Consider the following 20,597-nt stretch of genomic DNA (forward strand, 5'->3'; position numbering starts at 1 on the left):
GTGAGCGACTGCGCAACTGTGCGCGGGTAGGGTACAGAGTGCTGACCAGGCGAACGAGACGGGTGACCAGTTGTTAACGATTCATAGTAATTCGTTATAGTCTGTTAATCTTACCTATGAGCTGTTCGAAGAGATGTGAACCTATCCCAATAATCTGTTTTTATTTGCTTTATTTGCTTTTTGACGCCGGCAAAATCGAGCGGGAAACAACGGCTATTGGGATAGGTTCGTCAAATACACTGTTGCACAACTCGAACCCGGGGGGAAGTGTATCTGCTGACCCATAGCGCATCATAGGACCGTTTGTGCCCCTATATGTAATGGAAATGTTGATCTCTTGTCAAATCAGATAATTAATTTTGCACTAATTGTGAAATCCGTGATCTGAATCACTGTTCGGGGGAAATGTTATCAAAGCGGTTGTATGAGAATTGTAATCAGAATGTGATCCTCCTATACTGCCGCCAGGTCTCCGGATTACCCTGAAGTAGGAGCACCCAGCGTTATAAATGCGCGCCGTTTGAGCACAGAGGATGTTGATGTTTGAGCGCGTGACGTGTAAGGGTTTTAGGCTCTTAACGCTGTCTGATCCCCGCCCAGGCCCGGAGGAAGGAAAATAATAAGAGCTGTGTGGGCAAATACGTGAAAAAACAACGACCTGTCAACTTGGATCTGCAAACGATCCGGTTCCCCGTAACTGCGATAGCGTCTATCTTACACCGAGTCTCTGGCGTAATTACCTTCGTTGCCGTGGGTATCCTCCTCTGGCTGCTGGGCCTGTCACTCTCTTCCCAAGAGGGGTTCCTGCAGGCGGCCGCCATCATGAATAGCTTCATCGTCAAATTCATATTCTGGGGAATCCTCACGGCGCTGGCCTATCACATTTGCGGTGGCATCCGTCACTTGTTAATGGATTTTGGCTACATCGAAGAGAGTTTGGCCGCCGGTACCCGTTCCGCCCAGGTGGCGATCGGCCTGACCGTCGTGCTGTCAGTTCTGGCTGGAGTCCTCGTATGGTAAACAACGTTTCTGCATTAGGGCGCAACGGCGTGCACGATTGGCTGCTGCTGCGCGCTTCCGCTATCATCATCACCCTGTACGTCCTGTATATCCTGGGCTTCTTCGTCACGGCTCCGGAACTCACTTATGACATCTGGCGCGGTTTCTTCGCCACTTCCATTACGAAAGTGTTCACTCTGCTGACCTTGCTGTCGATTCTGGTGCATGCCTGGATCGGGCTGTGGCAGGTGCTGACGGACTACGTCAAGCCGCTCGCGGTTCGCCTGGTGTTGCAGCTGGCTGTCGTGGTCGCGTTGCTGGTCTATTTACTGTACGGAACAATCGTAGTGTGGGGTGCTTAAATGAAACTGCCAGTCAGAGAGTTTGATGCCGTCGTAATCGGCGCCGGCGGTGCGGGCATGCGTGCCGCGCTGCAAATTTCCCAAGCGGGCTCGACCTGTGCCCTGCTGTCCAAAGTTTTCCCGACCCGTTCCCATACCGTGTCCGCACAGGGCGGCATCACCGTCGCGCTGGGCAACAGCCACGAGGACAACTGGGAATGGCATATGTACGACACGGTGAAAGGTTCCGACTATATCGGTGACCAGGACGCCATCGAATATATGTGTAAAACCGGCCCGGAAGCGATTCTGGAACTGGAACACATGGGCCTGCCGTTCTCTCGTCTGGACGACGGCCGCATCTATCAGCGCCCGTTCGGCGGCCAGTCGCTGAACTTCGGCGGCGAGCAGGCGGCGCGTACCGCAGCCGCAGCCGACCGTACCGGCCACGCGCTGCTGCACACCCTGTACCAACAGAACCTGAAAAACCACACCACCATCTTCTCCGAGTGGTATGCGCTCGATCTGGTGAAAAACCAGGACGGCGCGGTGGTTGGCACCACGGCTATCTGCATCGAAACCGGTGAAGTGGTTTACTTCAAAGCCAAGGCCACCGTGCTGGCGACCGGCGGCGCAGGCCGTATTTACCAGTCCACCACCAACGCCCACATCAACACCGGCGACGGTGTCGGCATGGCGCTGCGCGCCGGCGTGCCGGTGCAGGACATGGAAATGTGGCAGTTCCACCCGACCGGCATCGCCGGCGCGGGCGTGCTGGTGACCGAAGGCTGCCGCGGCGAAGGCGGTTACCTGCTGAACAAACACGGCGAGCGCTTCATGGAGCGTTATGCGCCGAACGCCAAAGATCTGGCGGGCCGCGACGTGGTTGCCCGTTCGATCATGATCGAAATCCGCGAAGGCCGCGGCTGCGACGGTCCTTGGGGCCCGCACGCCAAGCTGAAGCTGGATCACCTGGGCAAAGAGGTGCTGGAATCCCGTCTGCCGGGCATTCTGGAACTGTCCCGCACCTTCGCGCACGTCGATCCGGTGAAAGAGCCGATCCCGGTTATCCCGACCTGTCACTATATGATGGGCGGCATTCCGACCAAGGTGACCGGCCAGGCGCTGACCGTGAACGAGAAAGGCGAAGACGTGGTGATCCCGGGGCTGTTCGCGGTGGGCGAAATCGCCTGCGTATCGGTGCACGGCGCCAACCGCTTGGGCGGCAACTCGCTGCTCGACCTGGTGGTGTTCGGCCGTTCCGCCGGCATGCACCTGCAGGAATCGCTGGAAGAGCAGGGCGTGAGCCGTGACGCCAGCGACTCCGACGTGGAAGCCTCGCTGGATCGTCTGAACCGTTGGAACAACACCCGTTCCGGCGAAGACCCGGTCGAAATTCGCAAAGCGCTGCAGTCTTGCATGCAGCACAACTTCTCGGTATTCCGCGAAGGCGATGCGATGGCCAAGGGCCTGGAAGAACTGAAAGTGATCCGTGAACGTCTGAAGAACGCACGCCTGGACGATACCTCCAGCGAGTTCAACACCCAGCGCATCGAGTGCCTGGAGTTGGATAACCTGATGGAGACCGCGTATTCCACCGCCGTGTCGGCCAACTTCCGTACCGAGAGCCGTGGCGCACACAGCCGCTTCGACTACCCGGAACGCGATGACGCCAACTGGCTGTGCCATTCGCTGTATCTGCCGCAATCGGAAAGCATGACGCGTCGTGAAGTGAACATGCAACCGAAGCTGCGCCCGGCATTCCCGCCGAAAGTGCGTTCTTACTAATTGCGGAGATCGACAGATGAAACTCGAATTTTCCATTTATCGCTACAACCCGGATGTCGATGACGCGCCGCACATGCAGGATTACACCCTGGAAGCGGAAGAAGGTCGCGACATGATGCTGCTGGATGCGTTGATCCAGCTGAAAGAAAAAGACCCGACCCTGTCGTTCCGTCGCTCATGCCGCGAAGGCGTGTGCGGTTCCGACGGCCTGAACATGAACGGTAAAAACGGCCTGGCGTGCATCACCCCGATTTCGTCGCTGCGCAAAGGCAACGGCAAGATCGTGATCCGTCCGCTGCCGGGCCTGCCGGTGGTGCGCGATCTGGTGGTGGATATGGGCCAGTTCTATACCCAGTATGAAAAGATCAAGCCATACCTGCTGAACGACGGCAAGAACCCGCCGGCGCGCGAGCACCTGCAGTCGCCGGAGCAGCGCGCCAAGCTGGACGGTCTGTACGAGTGCATTCTGTGCGCCTGCTGCTCGACCTCTTGCCCATCGTTCTGGTGGAACCCGGACAAGTTCATCGGGCCTGCCGGTCTGCTGGCGGCGTATCGCTTCCTGATCGACAGCCGTGACACGGAAACGCAAGAACGTTTAGATGATCTGGACGACGCTTTTAGTGTTTTCCGCTGCCATAGCATTATGAATTGTGTCAGTGTATGTCCTAAAGGCTTGAACCCGACGCGTGCTATCGGGCATATCAAGTCCATGCTGCTGCAACGCGGCGCATAAACGGAATGAGATGCTGCGCCGGGCTCTTTTCCGGCGCACATCCCATAGGGGAGGGAACCTCTAAAAACTGACCCGCGGCTGCGGCGCTATGCAGCCTGGTTCTTCCGCCGGTTTTTAGAGGTTCCTTGTAAGGGACCGCAAGGTCCATAACAGAACGTATCGGGCCGTCATGGCCGCAAGTACGTCGAGTGAACCGTTTTACGGCAAACCGTATTCATCACGGTAATTATGTTAACCACGGCGAAAACTAAAGCTTCAAAGCTTAAGGGATCATGATGCAGAACGGCGCAATGAAGGCCTGGCTGGATTCCTCCTATCTGGCGGGCGCGAACCAGTCTTACATAGAGCAGCTCTATGAAGACTTCTTAACCGATCCGGGTTCCGTTGAAGATAGCTGGCGTTCCATTTTTCAACAGCTACCAACCGCGGGTGTCAAACCCGATCAGCTTCACTCTCAAACGCGCGATTACTTCCGCCGCCTGGCGAAAGACTCCGCGCGCTACAATACCACCATCACCGATCCGGAAACCGACGCCAAACAGGTCAAGGTACTGCAGCTGATCAACGCCTTCCGCTTCCGCGGGCATCAGCATGCCAACCTCGATCCGCTCGGCCTGTGGCAGCGCGAGCAAGTTCCTGACCTTGATCCCGCTTACCACAACCTGACCGAAGCCGATTTCCAGGAAACCTTCAACGTGGGCTCTTTCGCCATCGGCAAAGAAACCATGAAGCTGGGCGATCTGTACGCCGCGCTGAAGCAGACCTATTGCGGCTCGATCGGCGCTGAGTACATGCACATCACCAACACCGAAGAGAAACGCTGGATCCAACAGCGCATCGAGTCGGTGGTGGGGCGCGCCAGCTTTACCGCCGACGAAAAACGCCGTTTCCTGAACGAGCTGACTGCGGCGGAAGGCCTGGAACGCTACCTGGGCGCCAAATTCCCGGGCGCCAAACGCTTCTCGCTGGAAGGCGGCGACGCGCTGGTGCCGATGCTGAAAGAGATGGTGCGCCACGCCGGCAAGAACGGCACGCGCGAAGTGGTGCTGGGCATGGCCCACCGCGGCCGTCTGAACGTGCTGATCAACGTGCTGGGCAAAAAGCCGGCCGATCTGTTCGACGAATTCGCCGGCAAGCATAAAGAACACCTCGGCACCGGTGACGTGAAATATCACCAGGGCTTCTCTTCCGACGTCGAAACCGAAGGCGGCATGGTTCACCTGGCGCTGGCGTTCAACCCGTCGCACCTGGAGATCGTTAGCCCGGTGGTCATGGGCTCGGTTCGCGCCCGTCGCGATCGCTTGGACGAAGCGCGCAGCAACATGGTGCTGCCGATCACCATTCACGGCGACGCCGCCATCACCGGCCAGGGCGTGGTTCAGGAAACCCTGAACATGTCTCAGGCTCGCGGCTACGAAGTGGGCGGCACCGTGCGTATCGTCATCAACAACCAGGTTGGTTTCACCACCTCCAACCCGCTGGATGCGCGCTCTACCGAATACTGCACCGACATCGCCAAAATGGTTCAGGCACCGATCTTCCACGTCAACGCGGACGATCCGGAGGCCGTGGCCTTCGTCACCCGCCTGGCGTTGGATTTCCGTAACACCTTTAAGCGTGACGTGATGATCGATCTGGTCTGCTACCGTCGCCATGGGCACAACGAGGCCGACGAGCCGAGCGCTACCCAGCCGGTGATGTATCAGAAGATCAAGAAACACCCTACGCCGCGCAAAATCTACGCTGACGTTCTGACCGAACAGAACGTGGCCAGCCTGGAAGATGCCACGGAAATGGTCAACCTATACCGTGACGCGCTCGACCGCGGCGATTGCGTGGTTGAAGAATGGCGTCCGATGAACCTGCACTCCTTCACCTGGTCTCCGTACCTGAACCACGAGTGGGACGAAGAGTACCCGAGCAAGGTTGAGATGAAGCGCCTGCAGGAGCTGGGCCGCCGCATCAGCACCGTGCCGGAAGCGATCGAAATGCAGTCGCGCGTGGCGAAAATCTACGCGGACCGCGCCGAGATGGCAGCGGGCAACAAGCCGTTCGACTGGGGCGCCGCCGAAACGCTGGCCTACGCCACCATGGCGGATGAAGGCATTCCAATCCGCATCTCCGGCGAAGACGCCGGCCGCGGTACCTTCTTCCACCGTCACGCGGTGGTGCACAACCAGAAAAACGGTTCCGTCTACGTTCCGCTGGCGAACATCCACAGCGGCCAGGGCGAATTCAAGGTCTGGGATTCCGTGCTGTCCGAAGAGGCGGTGCTGGCGTTCGAATACGGCTACGCCACGGCGGAACCGCGCACGCTGACCATCTGGGAAGCGCAGTTCGGCGACTTCGCCAACGGCGCGCAGGTCGTTATCGACCAGTTCATCAGTTCCGGCGAGCAAAAATGGGGCCGTATGTGCGGCCTGGTGATGCTGCTGCCGCACGGCTATGAAGGCCAGGGCCCAGAGCACTCTTCCGCGCGTCTGGAACGCTATCTGCAGCTGTGCGCAGAGCAGAACATGCAGGTGTGCGTCCCGTCCACGCCGGCGCAGGTTTACCATATGCTGCGCCGTCAGGCGCTGCGCGGTATGCGCCGTCCGCTGGTGGTGATGTCGCCGAAGTCGCTGCTGCGTCACCCGCTGGCGATTTCTTCGCTGGACGAACTGGCCAACGGCACCTTCCTGCCGGCGATCGGCGAGATCGACGACTTGGATCCGAAAGCGGTCAAGCGCGTCGTGCTGTGCTCCGGCAAGGTCTACTACGACCTGCTGGAACAGCGTCGCAAGAACGAGCAGAAAGACGTGGCCATCGTGCGTATCGAGCAGCTGTATCCGTTCCCGCATCAGGCCGTGCAGGCCGTGCTGGAGCAATACTCGCACGTGCATGATTTCGTCTGGTGTCAGGAAGAGCCGCTGAACCAGGGCGCCTGGTACTGCAGCCAACACAACTTCCGTGAAGTGGTGCCGTTCGGGGCTTCTTTACGCTACGCAGGACGTCCGGCCTCCGCTTCTCCGGCGGTGGGCTATATGTCCGTACACCAGAAGCAGCAGCAGGCTCTGGTGAACGACGCGCTGAATATTGACTAATGTTCGCTCGCTTGCCGGCCAAGGGGCCGGCAAGCAGATGATAAAAAACTTAAGGGAAAGCTAAATGAGTAGCGTAGATATTCTGGTTCCTGACCTTCCTGAATCGGTTGCCGATGCGACCGTAGCCACCTGGCACAAAAAACCGGGCGACAGCGTGCAGCGTGATGAAGTCCTGGTTGAAATCGAAACCGACAAAGTGGTGTTGGAAGTGCCGGCCAGTGAAGCGGGCATTCTCGATGCTATCGTGGAAGAAGAGGGTGCGACCGTACTGTCTCGCCAGCTGCTCGGCCGCATCCGTCCGGGCGACAGCTCCGGCAAGCCGACCGCTGAGAAGAGCCAGGAGAAAGAAGCCACGCCTGCACAGCGCGCTACCGCGAGCCTGGAAGAAGAAAGCAATGACGCGCTCAGCCCGGCGATTCGCCGCCTGATCGCCGAACACGATCTCGATGCCAGCGCCATCAAAGGCACCGGCGTGGGTGGCCGCATCACGCGTGAAGACGTGGAAGCGCACCTGGCCAAAGGCGGCGCCGCCGCCAAACCGGCCGCCGCCGCTGAAGCCGCGCCGCAGCCTGCTCTGGCCGGCCGCAGCGAAAAACGCGTGCCGATGACTCGCCTGCGCAAACGCGTCGCCGAGCGTCTGCTGGAAGCGAAGAACAGCACCGCGATGCTGACCACCTTCAACGAAATCAACATGCAGCCGATCATGGATCTGCGCAAGCAGTACGGCGAAGCCTTCGAGAAGCGCCACGGCGTGCGTCTGGGCTTCATGTCCTTCTACATCAAGGCGGTGGTTGAAGCACTGAAGCGCTTCCCGGAAGTGAACGCGTCGATCGATGGTTCTGACGTGGTTTACCACAACTACTTCGACATCAGCATCGCGGTTTCGACCCCGCGCGGCCTGGTGACGCCGGTACTGCGCGATGTGGACGCCATGAGCATGGCTGACATTGAGAAGAAAATCAAAGAGCTGGCCGTTAAGGGCCGCGACGGCAAACTGACCGTGGAAGAGCTGACCGGCGGTAACTTCACCATTACCAACGGCGGCGTATTCGGCTCCCTGATGTCTACCCCGATCATCAACCCGCCGCAGAGCGCCATCCTGGGCATGCACGCCATTAAAGATCGCCCAATGGCGGTCAATGGTCAGGTGGTGATCCAGCCGATGATGTATCTGGCGCTGTCTTATGACCACCGCCTGATCGACGGTAAAGAATCCGTCGGTTATCTGGTGACGGTCAAAGAGATGCTGGAAGATCCGGCTCGTCTGCTGCTGGACGTCTAGTAACCCTTGCCGGGCGCGGCATGCCGCGCCCGCACTCTGTGCTATGTGGCCGGAAAACCATGCGGTTTACCGCGTAATAATGGTCCGGCTAAAAACCTTCAGAACTGAATGGATAGAACATCATGAATTTACACGAATATCAGGCAAAACAGCTGTTTGCTCGGTATGGCATGCCGGCACCAACCGGTTACGCCTGTACCACTCCGCGTGAAGCAGAAGAAGCCGCATCCAAAATCGGCTCCGGCCCGTGGGTGGTGAAATGTCAGGTTCATGCTGGCGGCCGCGGTAAAGCGGGCGGCGTTAAAGTCGTCAACAGCAAAGAAGATATCCGTGCCTTCGCGGAAGCCTGGTTGGGCAAGCGTCTGGTGACTTACCAGACTGACGCGCTGGGCCAGCCGGTTAACCAGATCCTGGTTGAAGCGGCGACCGACATCGATAAAGAACTGTACCTGGGCGCCGTCGTAGACCGTGCGACCCGTCGCATCGTGTTCATGGCGTCTACCGAAGGCGGCGTGGAAATCGAGAAGGTGGCGGAAGAAACCCCAGAACTGATCCACAAAATGACCATCGATCCGCTGGCGGGTCCACAGCCTTATCAGGGCCGTGAGCTGGCCTTCAAACTGGGCCTGACCGGTAAGCAAGTCAGCCAGTTCGCCAAGATCTTCATGGGCCTGGCGACGCTGTTCCTGGAGCGTGACCTGGCGATGGTTGAGATCAACCCGCTGGTGATCACCAAGCAGGGCGATCTGGTGTGCCTGGACGGCAAACTGGGCGCCGACGGCAACGCCCTGTTCCGCCAGCCGGAACTGCGTGAAATGCGTGACCCTTCCCAGGAAGACGAGCGCGAATCCCGTGCGGCTCAGTGGGAACTGAACTACGTTGCCCTCGACGGCAACATCGGCTGCATGGTTAACGGCGCCGGCCTGGCGATGGGCACCATGGACATCGTTAAACTGCACGGCGGCGAACCGGCCAACTTCCTGGACGTTGGCGGCGGCGCGACCAAAGAGCGCGTGACCGAAGCGTTCAAAATCATCCTGTCCGACGACAAGGTGAAAGCGGTTCTGGTTAACATCTTCGGTGGTATCGTACGTTGCGATCTGATCGCCGACGGCATCATCGGCGCAGTGGCCGAAGTGGGCGTTAACGTCCCGGTGGTGGTGCGCTTGGAAGGGAACAACGCCGAACTGGGCGCCAAGAAACTGGCGGACAGCGGCCTGAATATCATTGCTGCGACCAGCCTGACTGATGCGGCTCAGCAAGTTGTTGCAGCAGTGGAGGGTAAATAATGTCCATTTTAATTGATAAGAACACCAAAGTAATTTGCCAGGGCTTCACCGGTAGCCAGGGGACTTTCCACTCCGAACAAGCTATCGCTTACGGCACCAAAATGGTTGGCGGCGTAACCCCGGGCAAAGGCGGCACTCAGCACCTGGGCCTGCCGGTGTTCAACACCGTGCGCGAAGCGGTTGAAGCGACCGGCGCCACTGCCTCGGTCATCTACGTTCCAGCGCCGTTCTGCAAAGACTCCATCCTGGAAGCGATCGATGCCGGTATCAAACTGATCATCACCATCACCGAAGGCATCCCGACCCTGGACATGCTGACCGTGAAAGTGAAGCTGGACGAAGCCGGCGTGCGCATGATCGGGCCGAACTGCCCAGGCGTGATCACCCCAGGCGAGTGCAAAATCGGCATCATGCCTGGCCACATCCACCTGCCGGGCAAAGTGGGCATCGTTTCCCGCTCCGGCACCCTGACCTATGAAGCGGTGAAACAAACCACCGATGCCGGTCTGGGCCAATCCACCTGCGTGGGCATCGGCGGCGACCCGATCCCGGGCTCCAACTTCATCGATATCCTGAAGATGTTCCAGCAGGATCCGCAGACCGAAGCGATCGTGATGATCGGTGAGATCGGCGGCAGCGCTGAAGAAGAAGCAGCAGCTTACATCAAAGAACACGTCACCAAACCGGTTGTCGGCTACATCGCCGGCGTAACCGCGCCGAAAGGCAAGCGTATGGGCCACGCGGGCGCCATCATCGCAGGCGGCAAAGGCACGGCGGACGAGAAGTTTGCTGCGCTGGAAGCGGCGGGCGTGAAAACCGTTCGCAGCCTGGCGGACATCGGCGACGCGGTAAAAGCGGTGCTGAAGCGCTAAGCATTTAGTACGAAATAACACTATCTCGACATGTTTGGCCACCCATTGGGTGGCCTTTTTTATGGGCGACGATCAGAAGTCGTTGAGCGCCTTGATCAGCGCGATCCGATCCTGCAGGCGGTGCTGTTGCACCGGATCCACGGCGGCTTGGCGCTGTTGCTCCAGCGAGGTGAGGGCGGCGCGGTAATCGTCGGCGTTGCGGAACAGCGCGTTTTTGACGTTGATCGACGCGACGTTGGTGTAGCGGCCGTCGTCGGTGGTCGGTACCTGGATAATGCCCTCATTGAGCAGCCGTTTGACGATCGCCCGCTGCGGTTCGTAACCCTCCATGCCGACCAGCTTCCAGCGCTGCGGCGGCACGCCCTGATACTGGCCGTGTTTCACTTCCGTCAGGTAGCGCAGGGTCAGGTGGCGAATGGTGCCTTCTTCTTCACCGTATTGCGCTTTGCTGTCGAACAGCACCGGGAAGGATTGCCCCTCCAGCGCGCCACCCTTTTGCGTCAGGTGGCCCATGCGGTAACTGTTCATGCCCAGACGGATCGGCATATCGTCGGTGACCGGCGTGCCGTTCGTCAGGCGCAGATCGACGATGCGCGCGCCGGCGGGTTGGCGCAGATCGATGGTGTAAGTGACGCCGTCGAAGAAATCGTTGGTGGAATATTTGGACGATCGCCGCGCCGGGTTAAAGCTGTAGGTGACGTCGCCCGGCTGCAGCTGATTGAAATAGTCGGCGGACCACTCCATGTAGCGTTTAAGCGCTTTGCCGTTGAGCTGATACACGGTGATCTCGCCGCCGGCGTATTGGTAGTTAAAGGCGATATCCTTGGCCTTGATGTCGCCGACGTCCAGTTTGGCGCGATCGTTGTCGATCTGCAGGGCGATCACCTGCGCCAGCGGCGCATAGTGGCGGGCGGCCTGCTGGAACAGCGCGCTGATGCCGGTATCCTGCACGTGCACCTGGGGAATGCCGCGGAATTCGTCGGCGGGCACCAGATCGCTGCCGCTCAGCTTCGCCACGACCCGGTTGGCGTTGGCGCGCAAAATGTCATGGTACGGCTGGTAGAGCGCCTGCATGGCGCTGTCCGGCGTCATCCCTTTGATGGAGTAGGTGTAGCTGTTTTTGTCGATCAGCGTGAATTTGCCGTCGCGGCGTTCAAACTGCAGATCGATGCGCGACAGCGCGCGACCGTATTTATCCGGTTCGGTGATGATGACGCCGTTAACCACCGCTTTGTCGATCTTCACATGCATATGGCCGGCGACGATCGCCGCCAGCTCCGGGTTGGCGTTGGCGATGTCGGCCACGCCGGTGCCGGGGCGCTGGTTCTCATTGTCGATGCCCATATGCGCCACCAGCACGATGGCGTCGACCTGGCCGTCGATTTGCCTGATGACCTGCTTCACCGCCTGCACCGGATCGGTGAAGTTCAGCCCTTTGATGCGATCGGTGCCCTTGGCGAATTCCGCGGTCATCGGCGTGTCCATGCCGATAATGCCGATCTTCACGCCCTGGCGTTCGACGATGGTGTAGGCCGGCAGATAGGGCTTGCCGTTGTCCCAGACGATATTGCCCGCCAGCGCCGCGCCCTTGAACTGCTTGAGCGGCGTAGCCAGCACCGGCAGGCCGAAGTCGAACTCGTGGTTGCCCATCACCCAGACGTCATAATTGAGCGCGTTGAGGCCCAGCATCATCGGGCTGACGGCCTCATGCTTGAAGGTTTCGACGAAGTTGCCCTGAATGGTGTCGCCGGCGTCCACTAGGATCAGGTTGGGCTGCTCGGCGCGCACCTTTTTGACCTGGGTGGCTATCTGGCTCAGGCTGCCCGCCAGATTTTCCGTGTCGCTGGCGTAGTCCCAAGGCACGAAGGTGCCGTGCAGATCGGAGGTGCCCAGCAGGGTGATATTTACCGTTTCGGCGGCCATGGCGTTTCCCGAGAGTCCCAAGACAGAGGCAAAGATGATTCTTTTCATAAGTTATTGTCACTCAATGCAATTTTAACATAAGTGGTCATTCTGCTACAAAATCGCAACCTTTACGATCCCATCGCGAGAAATAGACTAATATTGGAGAGAGATTTGTTGTTTTGTGACTGCTATCACTGTCACGGCTTATTGGAAATAAAAGGTTAATTATGTCGCATAATAAGCGCGTAATAATACAATGGCGGCTCTTTTAAATTACATTTATTTAACACAAAAATATCATTAAAAAACAATTAAACCATTGCGCAACATGACCCTAAGAAAATTATGCGAAATGTGCTGATGAATATGGAAATAAGATGCGGATAGGCTTAAATTGTCTCAGATCAAATTAGCCCGAAGTACCTCTTTCGGCTAAGATTTGACCTGTAACCAAAAGTCTAACCCACGTCACGTAAAAACCTATTTATTGTGTGGGATTGGGCGAGTATCATCCATGTTGTGATTATGGATGGTTGATCTTGTTGCATTTGTTACCCGTTGTCGGTTTTCAGTGGCGTGCTTGTCGAGGGCCCGAGGGGCTATTGGCCGAGTGTGCGGTTGAAAGCGGAGAAGCTGGATCAAATTTGTTGTGTTTAAGGGCATTCACTGCGGGGCGTTACTGGCGGCTTTGAAAGAGGCGTGCCGATAACCGCGTGTCGGAGTCTTCCTGCGAGGAGCAAGGAGTCAAGATGTTTGATATTGTCGAACTGTCGCGCTTACAGTTTGCTTTAACGGCGATGTACCATTTCTTATTTGTCCCATTAACGCTCGGTATGGCGTTCTTGCTGGCAATTATGGAAACGGTATATGTCCTGTCTGGCAAACAAATCTATAAAGACATGACCAAATTCTGGGGAAAGTTATTTGCGATTAACTTTGCTCTGGGTGTGGCCACCGGTTTGACCATGGAGTTCCAGTTCGGGACTAACTGGTCGTATTTCTCTCACTACGTCGGCGATATCTTCGGGGCCCCACTGGCTATCGAAGGTCTGATGGCGTTCTTCCTTGAATCGACGCTGGTCGGCCTGTTCTTCTTCGGCTGGGATCGTCTGAGCAAGGTGCAGCACATGGCGGTAACCTGGTTTGTGGCCCTCGGCTCCAACCTGTCCGCGCTGTGGATCCTGGTCGCCAACGGCTGGATGCAGAACCCGATCGCGTCGGATTTCAACTTCGAAACCATGCGCATGGAGATGGTCAGCTTCTCCGAACTGGTGCTTAACCCGGTTGCGCAGGTGAAATTCGTTCACACCGTGGCTTCCGGCTACACCTGCGGCGCGATGTTCGTTCTGGGCATCAGCTCCTACTACCTGCTGAAAGGCCGCGACATCGCCTTCGCCAAGCGCTCCTTCGCCATCGCTGCCAGCTTCGGTATGGCTGCCATTCTGTCCGTTATCGTTCTGGGTGATGAATCCGGCTACGAAATGGGCGACGTGCAGAAAACCAAACTGGCCGCTATCGAAGCGGAATGGGACACCCAGCCGGCGCCGGCGTCCTTCACCCTGTTCGGCATTCCCGATCAGGACAAGATGGAAAACTCCTTCTCTATTCAGATCCCGTATGCGCTTGGCCTGATCGCCACCCGCTCCACGGACACTCAGGTCACCGGCCTGAAAGATCTGATGGCGCAGCATGAAGTGCGCATCCGCAACGGGATGAAAGCCTACCAGCTGCTGGAAGAGCTGCGCGGCGGCAACACCGACCCTGCGGTGCGCGCCGAATTCAACAAAACCAAGCAAGACCTGGGCTACGGCATGCTGCTGAAGCGCTATACCCCGAACGTCACCGACGCGACGGAAGCGCAGATCCAGCTGGCGACCAAGGACTCCATTCCGCGCGTGGCGCCGCTGTACTTCGCCTTCCGCATCATGGTGGCCTGTGGCGTGATCATGCTGTTGATCATCGGCCTGTCGTTCTGGAACGTGATCCGCGGCCGCATCGGCCAGAAAAAATGGCTGCACCGCGCGGCGCTGTACGGTTTGCCGCTGCCTTGGATCGCGATCGAGTCCGGCTGGTTCGTGGCGGAATACGGCCGCCAACCGTGGGCGATTGGTGAGGTGCTGCCGACGGCGGTCGCCAACTCTTCGCTGACCGCGGGCGACATTCTGTTCTCGATGGGGCTGATCTGCGGCTTGTACACCCTGTTCCTGGTGGCTGAATTGTACCTGATGTTCAAGTTTGCGCGTCTGGGTCCAAGCAGCCTGAAAACCGGCCGCTATCACTTTGAACAACCGACTGCCGCCGTGCAGGAAGCGCGCTAAACAGGAGTCCACGTATGTTTGACTATGAAGTACTGCGATTTATTTGGTGGGTCCTGGTTGGCGTACTGCTGATCGGCTTCGCCGTCACCGACGGTTTCGACATGGGCGTCGGCATTCTGGTGCGCATCATCGGGAAAACCGATACCGAGCGCCGGGTGATGATCAACTCCATCGCCCCGCACTGGGACGGTAACCAGGTGTGGCTGATCACCGCCGGCGGCGCGCTGTTCGCCGCCTGGCCGATGGTCTACGCAGCGGCCTTCTCCGGCTTCTACGTCGCCATGATCCTGGTGCTGGCCGCCTTGTTCTTCCGCCCGGTCGGTTTCGATTACCGTTCCAAGCTGGAGAGCAGCCGCTGGCGCAACATGTGGGACTGGGGCATCTTCATCGGCTCCTTTGTGCCTGCCGTGGTCTTCGGCGTGGCGTTCGGCAACCTGCTGCAGGGCGTGCCGTTCCACATGGACGAGTACATGCGCCTGTTCTACACCGGCAACTTCTTCCAACTGCTGAATCCGTTCGGTCTGTTGGCGGGCGTGGTCAGCCTGACCATGCTGGTCACCCAGGGGGCGACCTACCTGCAAATGCGCACCACCGGCGAGATCCACCTGCGTTCACGCGCTGCGGCGCAGATCGCGACGCTGATCATGGCGGTGTGCTTCCTGCTGGCGGGCGTATGGCTGGTGAAAGGCATCGACGGCTTCGTCGTGACGTCGGCGCTGGACACCCTGGCGGAATCCAACCCGATGCGTAAAGAAGTGGCGCATCAGGCCGGCGCCTGGCTGATCAACTTCAACAAGTATCCGCTGCTGTGGGCGTTGCCTGCGCTGGGCGTGGTGCTGCCGTTGTTCACCATCCTGTTCTCGCGTCTGGAGAAAGGCGCGCTGGCGTTCGTCACCTCGTCGCTGACCATCGCCTGCGTCATCCTCACCGCCGGGGTCACCATGTTCCCGTTCGTGATGCCGTCCAGCACCGTGCCTAACGTCAGCCTGACCATGTGGGACGCGACGTCGAGCCTGTTGACGCTGAAAGTGATGACCGTCGTGGCGGCGATCTTTGTGCCTATCGTTTTGGCGTACACCAGCTGGTCGTACTACAAAATGTTCGGTCGCCTCGACAAGAACTACATCGAAAACAACAAGCATTCGCTGTACTAAGGATAAGGAGCTAAACCATGTGGTATTTTGCCTGGATTCTCGGAACGCTTCTTGCCTGCGCCTTCGGCATCATCACGGCGCTGGCGCTTGAGCAGAGCGAAGCGACCAAAGCTCAGCAAGACGGTAAGTGATGAGCTCGTCCGTGATTGACAAGCTGTACGCTGTCACCGACAAGGGCCCGATCCGGGCCCTTTCCCTGGTGCTGGCGTTGGTTTTGGCGGGGTGCGTGTTCTGGGATCCGACGCGTTTCGCCGCCAAAACCAGCTCGCTGGAGATTTGGGAAGGGCTGCTGCTGATTTGGGCGGTGTGCGCCGGGGTGATCCACGGTTTCGGATTCCGCCCGCAGCGCAGCATTTGGCGGGCCTTTTTCGCGCCGCTTCCCGCAATTGTGATCTTGTGCGCAGGATTACTTTACGTTTCTTTATAATCTCCCCGATGTCCCCATGTTATGGGCCCTCACGGCCCATAATTATTTTCATTCCCATCTTGTAACCCATTCCCAACCCGATCCGTCTTGCGTATAGTAGCAGCGTTAAATTGCATTGCTGGGAAGTAGAGTGAGTAATACGTTGTTTCGATGGCCGGTTCGCGTTTACTACGAGGATACCGATGCCAGTGGTGTGGTCTATCACGCCCGCTACGTCGCCTTTTTTGAAAGAGCGCGCACAGAGATGCTGCGTCAGCACAACTTTCATCAACAGCAGCTGCTCAGTGAACAAGTCGCTTTTGTCGTCCGGCGCATGACGGTGGATTATCTGGCTCCGGCTCGTCTCGACGAGCAACTGGAGGTACAGAGTGAAATCACCTGTCTGCGCGGGGCTTCTCTCACGTTTGCTCAACGCATTGTCAATTCTGACGGGGCCCTACTGAGCCAGGCAGATGTCCTGATTGCCTGTATTGATCCACACCAAATGAAGCCGAGAGCGCTTCCTAAGTCTATTGTCGCGGAGTTTAAGCAGTGACTGACATGAACATCCTAGATTTATTCTTGAAGGCGAGCCTGCTGGTTAAGCTTATCATGTTGATTTTGATATGCTTCTCGGTAGCCTCCTGGGCGATCATCATTCAGCGCACCCGCATCCTCAATGCGGCGACGCGTGACGCCGAAGCCTTTGAAGACAAATTCTGGTCCGGTATCGAGCTTTCCCGTCTGTACCAGGAAAGTCAGGCGCGTCGCGATAGCCTGACCGGCTCCGAGCAGATCTTCCATTCCGGCTTCAAAGAGTTCGCCCGCCTGCACCGCGCCAACAACCATGCGCCGGAGTCGGTGATCGAAGGGGCGTCGCGCGCGATGCGCATTTCGATGAACCGCGAGCTGGAAACGCTGGAAACCCATATTCCGTTCCTCGGCACCGTCGGTTCGATCAGCCCGTACATCGGCCTGTTCGGCACCGTGTGGGGGATCATGCACGCCTTTATCGCACTGGGCGCGGTGAAGCAAGCCACGCTGCAGATGGTGGCGCCGGGTATCGCCGAAGCGCTGATCGCCACCGCGATCGGTCTGTTCGCCGCCATCCCGGCGGTCATGGCCTATAACCGTCTCAACCAGCGCGTCAACAAGCTTGAGCAGAATTACGACAACTTTATGGAAGAGTTCACCGCTATTCTGCATCGTCAGGCCTTCTCCAGCGACAGCAAATAAGTAGGAGGTAGCATGGCGAGAGTACGTGGACGTAGTCGGCGCGAGCTGAAGTCCGAAATTAACATCGTTCCGCTGCTCGACGTGTTGCTGGTGCTGCTGCTGATCTTTATGGCAACCGCGCCAATCATCACGCAGAGCGTGGAGGTTGACCTGCCGGACGCCACCGATTCCAAAACGGTGTCCAGCGATGACAATCCGCCGGTGATCCTCGAGGTTTCCGGCGTAGGTCAATACACCCTGGTGGTGGATCACAACCGTATGGAGCTGTTGCCGCCTGAGCAAGTCGCGGCCGAAGCCAAGTCGCGTTTGGCGGCTAACCCGAAAACGGTCTTTTTGATCGGCGGTGCGAAGGAAGTCCCTTACGATGAGATTATCAAGGCATTGAATATTCTCCATCAGGCGGGCGTGGCTTCCGTGGGGCTGATGACCCAGCCAATCTGACCGTAAGGCGAACGGCAACCCGGTTCCTGCGCTGCGGCCCAGGAACCCCGTATAAGCAACACCAGTTTTTGGGAATCTATTTTGGTAAAGGCAACTGAGCAAAACGATAAGCTGAACCGCGCCGTTATTGTTTCGGTCGTTCTGCACTTCATACTGATTGCCCTGCTGATTTGGGGATCGCTGCAGGAAAATGTCGACATGGGCGCCGGCGGTGGCGGTGATGGCACCGTGGTGGGCGCGGTGATGGTCGATCCCGGCGCGGTGGTGGAGCAGTACAATCGCCAGCAGCAGCAGAGCAACGATGCGCAGCGTGCCGAAAAGCAGCGCCAGAAAAAGGCGGAGCAACAGGCCGAAGAGCTTCAGCAGAAGCAGGCGGAGCAACAGCAGCGCCTGAAAGAGCTGGAGAAAGAGCGTTTGGCGGCGCAGGAGAAAGCCGCGCAGGACGCCAAAGCGCAGGCTGAGCAACAGCAGAAGGCGGCGGAGCAGCAGAAACAGGCAGCCGAGCAGCAAAAAGCGGCGGAAGCCGCCGCAGCCAAGGCCAAAGAGCAACAGAAGGTCGCCGAGGCCGCCGCCGCGAAGGCGAAGGCTGAAGCGGACAAGATAGCCAAAGCGCAGGCGGACGCGCAGAAGAAAGCCGAAGCGGAAGCCAAGAAAGAAGCGGCCGCCGCTGCCGCCGCCAAGAAACAGGCGGAAGAGGCGAAGAAAGCCGCGGCCGCCGCCGCAGAGCAAAAAGCCGCAGAAGCTGCGGAGAAGAAAGCGGCCGCTGAAGCCGAGAAAAAAGCCGCAGCGGAAGCCGAGAAGAAAGCTGCAGCCGAGAAAGCCGCTGCCGCCAAGAAAGCCGCCGCGGACGCCAAGAAGAAGGCCGCCGCTGAGGCTGCGAAGCAATCGGAGGAGGTCAACGATCTGTTTGGTGGCCTGGCGGACGGCAAGAACGCGCCGAAAGGCGGCGGTGCCAAATCGAAGGGCGACGGTAAACCGGCCGGGCAGGGCAATGCCAAAACGGCTGGGGCCAGCGGGGCGGATATCAGCGGTTATATGGGGCAAATTCAGGGGGCGATTCAGAGCAAGTTCTATGACGCCAGCTCGTTCGCCGGCAAAACCTGCGATCTGCGTATCAAGCTGGCGCCGGACGGCCTGCTGATAAGCGTACAAGCGGCGGGCGGCGATCCGGCGCTGTGTCAGGCCGCGGTGTCTGCCGCCAAGTTGGCGCATATACCGAAGCCGCCGAGCGATGCCGTTTATCAGCACTTTAAGAATTCTATCCTTGAATTCAAACCGAAATAACGGTTGATTGACTGAGTGATATCACAGGGATGTACTAAGGTAACCAACAGGGATTATGTAGTTTTACGTAAGTTGGTTTGTTAAAATTCTGCTAATTTATCGCAGGCATCCCGCCTGGATAAGGGAGATGAGATGAAGCAGGCATTTCGAGTAGCGCTAGGTTTTTTAATTCTGTGGGCGTCCGTGCTGCACGCGGAAGTTCGCATTGAAATCACCCAAGGGGTCGACTCCGCTCGTCCGATTGGCGTGGTGCCGTTTAAATGGGCGGGCCCAGGCACGCCGCCGGAAGATATTGGCAAGATTGTCGGCGCGGATCTGCGCAACAGCGGAAAATTCAACCCGATCGACGTGGCGCGCATGCCGCAGCAACCGACCTCCGCGTCTGAAGTGACCCCGGCGGCCTGGACTGCGCTGGGCATCGACGCCGTGGTTGTCGGCCAGGTTCAACCTGGCGCCGACGGTAGCTACCTGATCTCCTACCAGCTGGTGGACACCTCGGGTTCGCCGGGCACCGTATTGGCGCAGAATCAGTATAAAGTGACCAAACAGTGGTTGCGTTATTCTGCCCATACCGCCAGCGACGAAGTGTTCGAGAAGCTGACCGGCATCAAGGGCGCGTTCCGTACCCGTATCGCCTACGTCGTGCAGACCAACGGCGGGAAATTCCCGTATGAGCTGCGCGTAGCGGATTACGACGGTTACAACCAGTTTACGGTGCACCGTTCGCCTGAGCCGCTGATGTCCCCGGCCTGGTCGCCGGACGGCAGCAAACTGGCTTACGTGACCTTCGAGAGCGGCCGTTCCGCGCTGGTGGTGCAGACCCTGGCTAACGGCGCCATCCGCCAGATCGCCTCGTTCCCGCGCCACAACGGTGCGCCGGCGTTCTCGCCGGACGGCAGCAAACTGGCCTTCGCGCTGTCCAAGAGCGGCAGCCTGAACCTGTACGTGATGAACCTCGGCTCCGGCCAGATCACGCAGCTGACCGATGGCCGCAACAACAACACCGAACCGACCTGGTTCCCGGATGGCCAGTCTCTGGCGTTTACCTCCGACCAGGGCGGGCGTCCGCAGATTTATAAAATCAGCGCCAGCGGCGGTGCCGCACAGCGCCTGACGTGGGAAGGCTCTCAGAACCAGGATTCTGAAGTCAGCTCCGACGGTAAATTCCTGGTGATGGTCAGCACCAACAGTGGTGCGCAACACATCGCCAAACAAGATCTTGGATCGGGCGCCGTTCAGGTTTTGACCGGTACCTTCCTGGATGAAACGCCTAGTATTGCGCCAAACGGCACCATGGTGATCTATAGCTCGACGCAAGGTATGGGCTCCGTGCTGCAGTTGGTGTCAACTGATGGGCGTTTCAAAGCGCGTCTTCCGGCAACTGATGGACAGGTCAAATTCCCTGCCTGGTCGCCGTATCTGTGATGCATGTGTAAATATGTATGGCAAACTATAAAAGGATCAAA

Annotated in this window: 18 protein-coding genes; 17 read left to right on the forward strand and 1 reads right to left on the reverse strand. The window is 58.4% G+C overall.

Annotated features, from left to right (window positions below):
* Window positions 1-630 precede the first annotated feature (630 nt).
* The 8 genes from sdhC to sucD all read left to right on the forward strand — a co-directional run bounded on the left by sdhC (window position 631) and on the right by sucD (window position 10,387).
* The gene (sdhC, locus tag SSARUM_RS05850) at window positions 631-1,020 is read left to right on the forward strand and encodes a succinate dehydrogenase cytochrome b556 subunit (protein WP_004939893.1); all 390 of its coding nucleotides are present in this window, start codon (window positions 631-633) and stop codon (window positions 1,018-1,020) included.
* The gene (gene sdhD, locus SSARUM_RS05855; protein ID WP_004939891.1) at window positions 1,014-1,361 is read left to right on the forward strand and encodes a succinate dehydrogenase membrane anchor subunit; all 348 of its coding nucleotides are present in this window, start codon (window positions 1,014-1,016) and stop codon (window positions 1,359-1,361) included. Before sdhC ends, sdhD begins: the two co-directional genes overlap by 7 nt.
* Entirely contained in the window at window positions 1,362-3,128 is a 1,767-nt protein-coding gene (sdhA, locus tag SSARUM_RS05860) for a succinate dehydrogenase flavoprotein subunit (protein ID WP_015376974.1), read from the forward strand. It abuts the gene before it with no gap.
* 16 nt (window positions 3,129-3,144) lie between these two features.
* Entirely contained in the window at window positions 3,145-3,861 is a 717-nt protein-coding gene (locus SSARUM_RS05865; protein ID WP_004939885.1) for a succinate dehydrogenase iron-sulfur subunit, read from the forward strand.
* 275 nt (window positions 3,862-4,136) lie between these two features.
* A complete protein-coding gene (gene sucA / locus SSARUM_RS05870) occupies window positions 4,137-6,944 on the forward strand; it encodes a 2-oxoglutarate dehydrogenase E1 component (protein WP_033647497.1) in 2,808 nt (935 codons plus the stop codon).
* A 64-nt stretch (window positions 6,945-7,008) separates the two neighbouring features.
* Window positions 7,009-8,226: a 2-oxoglutarate dehydrogenase complex dihydrolipoyllysine-residue succinyltransferase gene (odhB, locus tag SSARUM_RS05875; protein ID WP_049195548.1), complete on the forward strand. Its 1,218-nt coding sequence runs from the start codon at window positions 7,009-7,011 to the stop codon at window positions 8,224-8,226.
* A 122-nt stretch (window positions 8,227-8,348) separates the two neighbouring features.
* Window positions 8,349-9,515, forward strand: a complete 1,167-nt coding sequence (gene sucC / locus SSARUM_RS05880; protein WP_015376978.1) for an ADP-forming succinate--CoA ligase subunit beta — start codon at window positions 8,349-8,351, stop codon at window positions 9,513-9,515.
* Window positions 9,515-10,387, forward strand: a complete 873-nt coding sequence (gene sucD / locus SSARUM_RS05885) for a succinate--CoA ligase subunit alpha (protein WP_004939878.1) — start codon at window positions 9,515-9,517, stop codon at window positions 10,385-10,387. Before sucC ends, sucD begins: the two co-directional genes overlap by 1 nt.
* Before the next feature lie 72 nt (window positions 10,388-10,459).
* Here sucD and SSARUM_RS05890 read toward each other — a convergent pair whose 3' ends face one another.
* Complete coding sequence (locus SSARUM_RS05890) at window positions 10,460-12,358, reverse strand: bifunctional metallophosphatase/5'-nucleotidase (protein WP_060418297.1); 1,899 nt, start codon at window positions 12,356-12,358, stop codon at window positions 10,460-10,462.
* 683 nt (window positions 12,359-13,041) lie between these two features.
* Here SSARUM_RS05890 and cydA point away from each other — a divergent pair.
* From cydA to tolB, 9 genes are all read left to right on the forward strand, one after another.
* On the forward strand, window positions 13,042-14,610 hold the full coding sequence (gene cydA, locus SSARUM_RS05895; RefSeq protein WP_019454034.1) for a cytochrome ubiquinol oxidase subunit I: 1,569 nt from the start codon (window positions 13,042-13,044) through the stop codon (window positions 14,608-14,610).
* A gap of 14 nt (window positions 14,611-14,624) precedes the next feature.
* Window positions 14,625-15,764 carry a cytochrome d ubiquinol oxidase subunit II gene (cydB, locus tag SSARUM_RS05900; protein ID WP_019454033.1) on the forward strand — a complete coding sequence of 380 codons (1,140 nt, stop codon included), beginning with the start codon at window positions 14,625-14,627 and terminating at the stop codon, window positions 15,762-15,764.
* Between the two features lie 17 nt (window positions 15,765-15,781).
* A complete protein-coding gene (gene cydX, locus SSARUM_RS05905) occupies window positions 15,782-15,895 on the forward strand; it encodes a cytochrome bd-I oxidase subunit CydX (protein ID WP_004939868.1) in 114 nt (37 codons plus the stop codon).
* Complete coding sequence (gene ybgE / locus SSARUM_RS05910) at window positions 15,895-16,191, forward strand: cyd operon protein YbgE (RefSeq protein ID WP_033647158.1); 297 nt, start codon at window positions 15,895-15,897, stop codon at window positions 16,189-16,191. Before cydX ends, ybgE begins: the two co-directional genes overlap by 1 nt.
* Window positions 16,192-16,321: 130 nt before the next feature.
* Complete coding sequence (gene ybgC / locus SSARUM_RS05915; protein ID WP_025160034.1) at window positions 16,322-16,726, forward strand: tol-pal system-associated acyl-CoA thioesterase; 405 nt, start codon at window positions 16,322-16,324, stop codon at window positions 16,724-16,726.
* Window positions 16,723-17,406, forward strand: coding sequence for a Tol-Pal system protein TolQ (gene tolQ, locus SSARUM_RS05920; RefSeq protein WP_004939862.1), 684 nt, complete (start codon window positions 16,723-16,725; stop codon window positions 17,404-17,406). The genes ybgC and tolQ overlap by 4 nt, the downstream gene beginning before the upstream one ends.
* 12 nt (window positions 17,407-17,418) lie before the next feature.
* Window positions 17,419-17,847, forward strand: a complete 429-nt coding sequence (tolR, locus tag SSARUM_RS05925; protein ID WP_004939859.1) for a colicin uptake protein TolR — start codon at window positions 17,419-17,421, stop codon at window positions 17,845-17,847.
* 81 nt (window positions 17,848-17,928) lie between these two features.
* Entirely contained in the window at window positions 17,929-19,131 is a 1,203-nt protein-coding gene (gene tolA / locus SSARUM_RS05930; protein WP_033647156.1) for a cell envelope integrity protein TolA, read from the forward strand.
* A gap of 132 nt (window positions 19,132-19,263) precedes the next feature.
* Window positions 19,264-20,556 (forward strand): Tol-Pal system beta propeller repeat protein TolB, encoded by a 1,293-nt coding sequence (tolB, locus tag SSARUM_RS05935; RefSeq protein WP_004939856.1) that lies wholly within the window; start codon window positions 19,264-19,266, stop codon window positions 20,554-20,556.
* Window positions 20,557-20,597: the final 41 nt, after the last annotated feature.

The sequence above is a fragment of the Serratia sarumanii genome (assembly GCF_029962605.1).
Lineage (GTDB): Bacteria > Pseudomonadota > Gammaproteobacteria > Enterobacterales > Enterobacteriaceae > Serratia > Serratia sarumanii.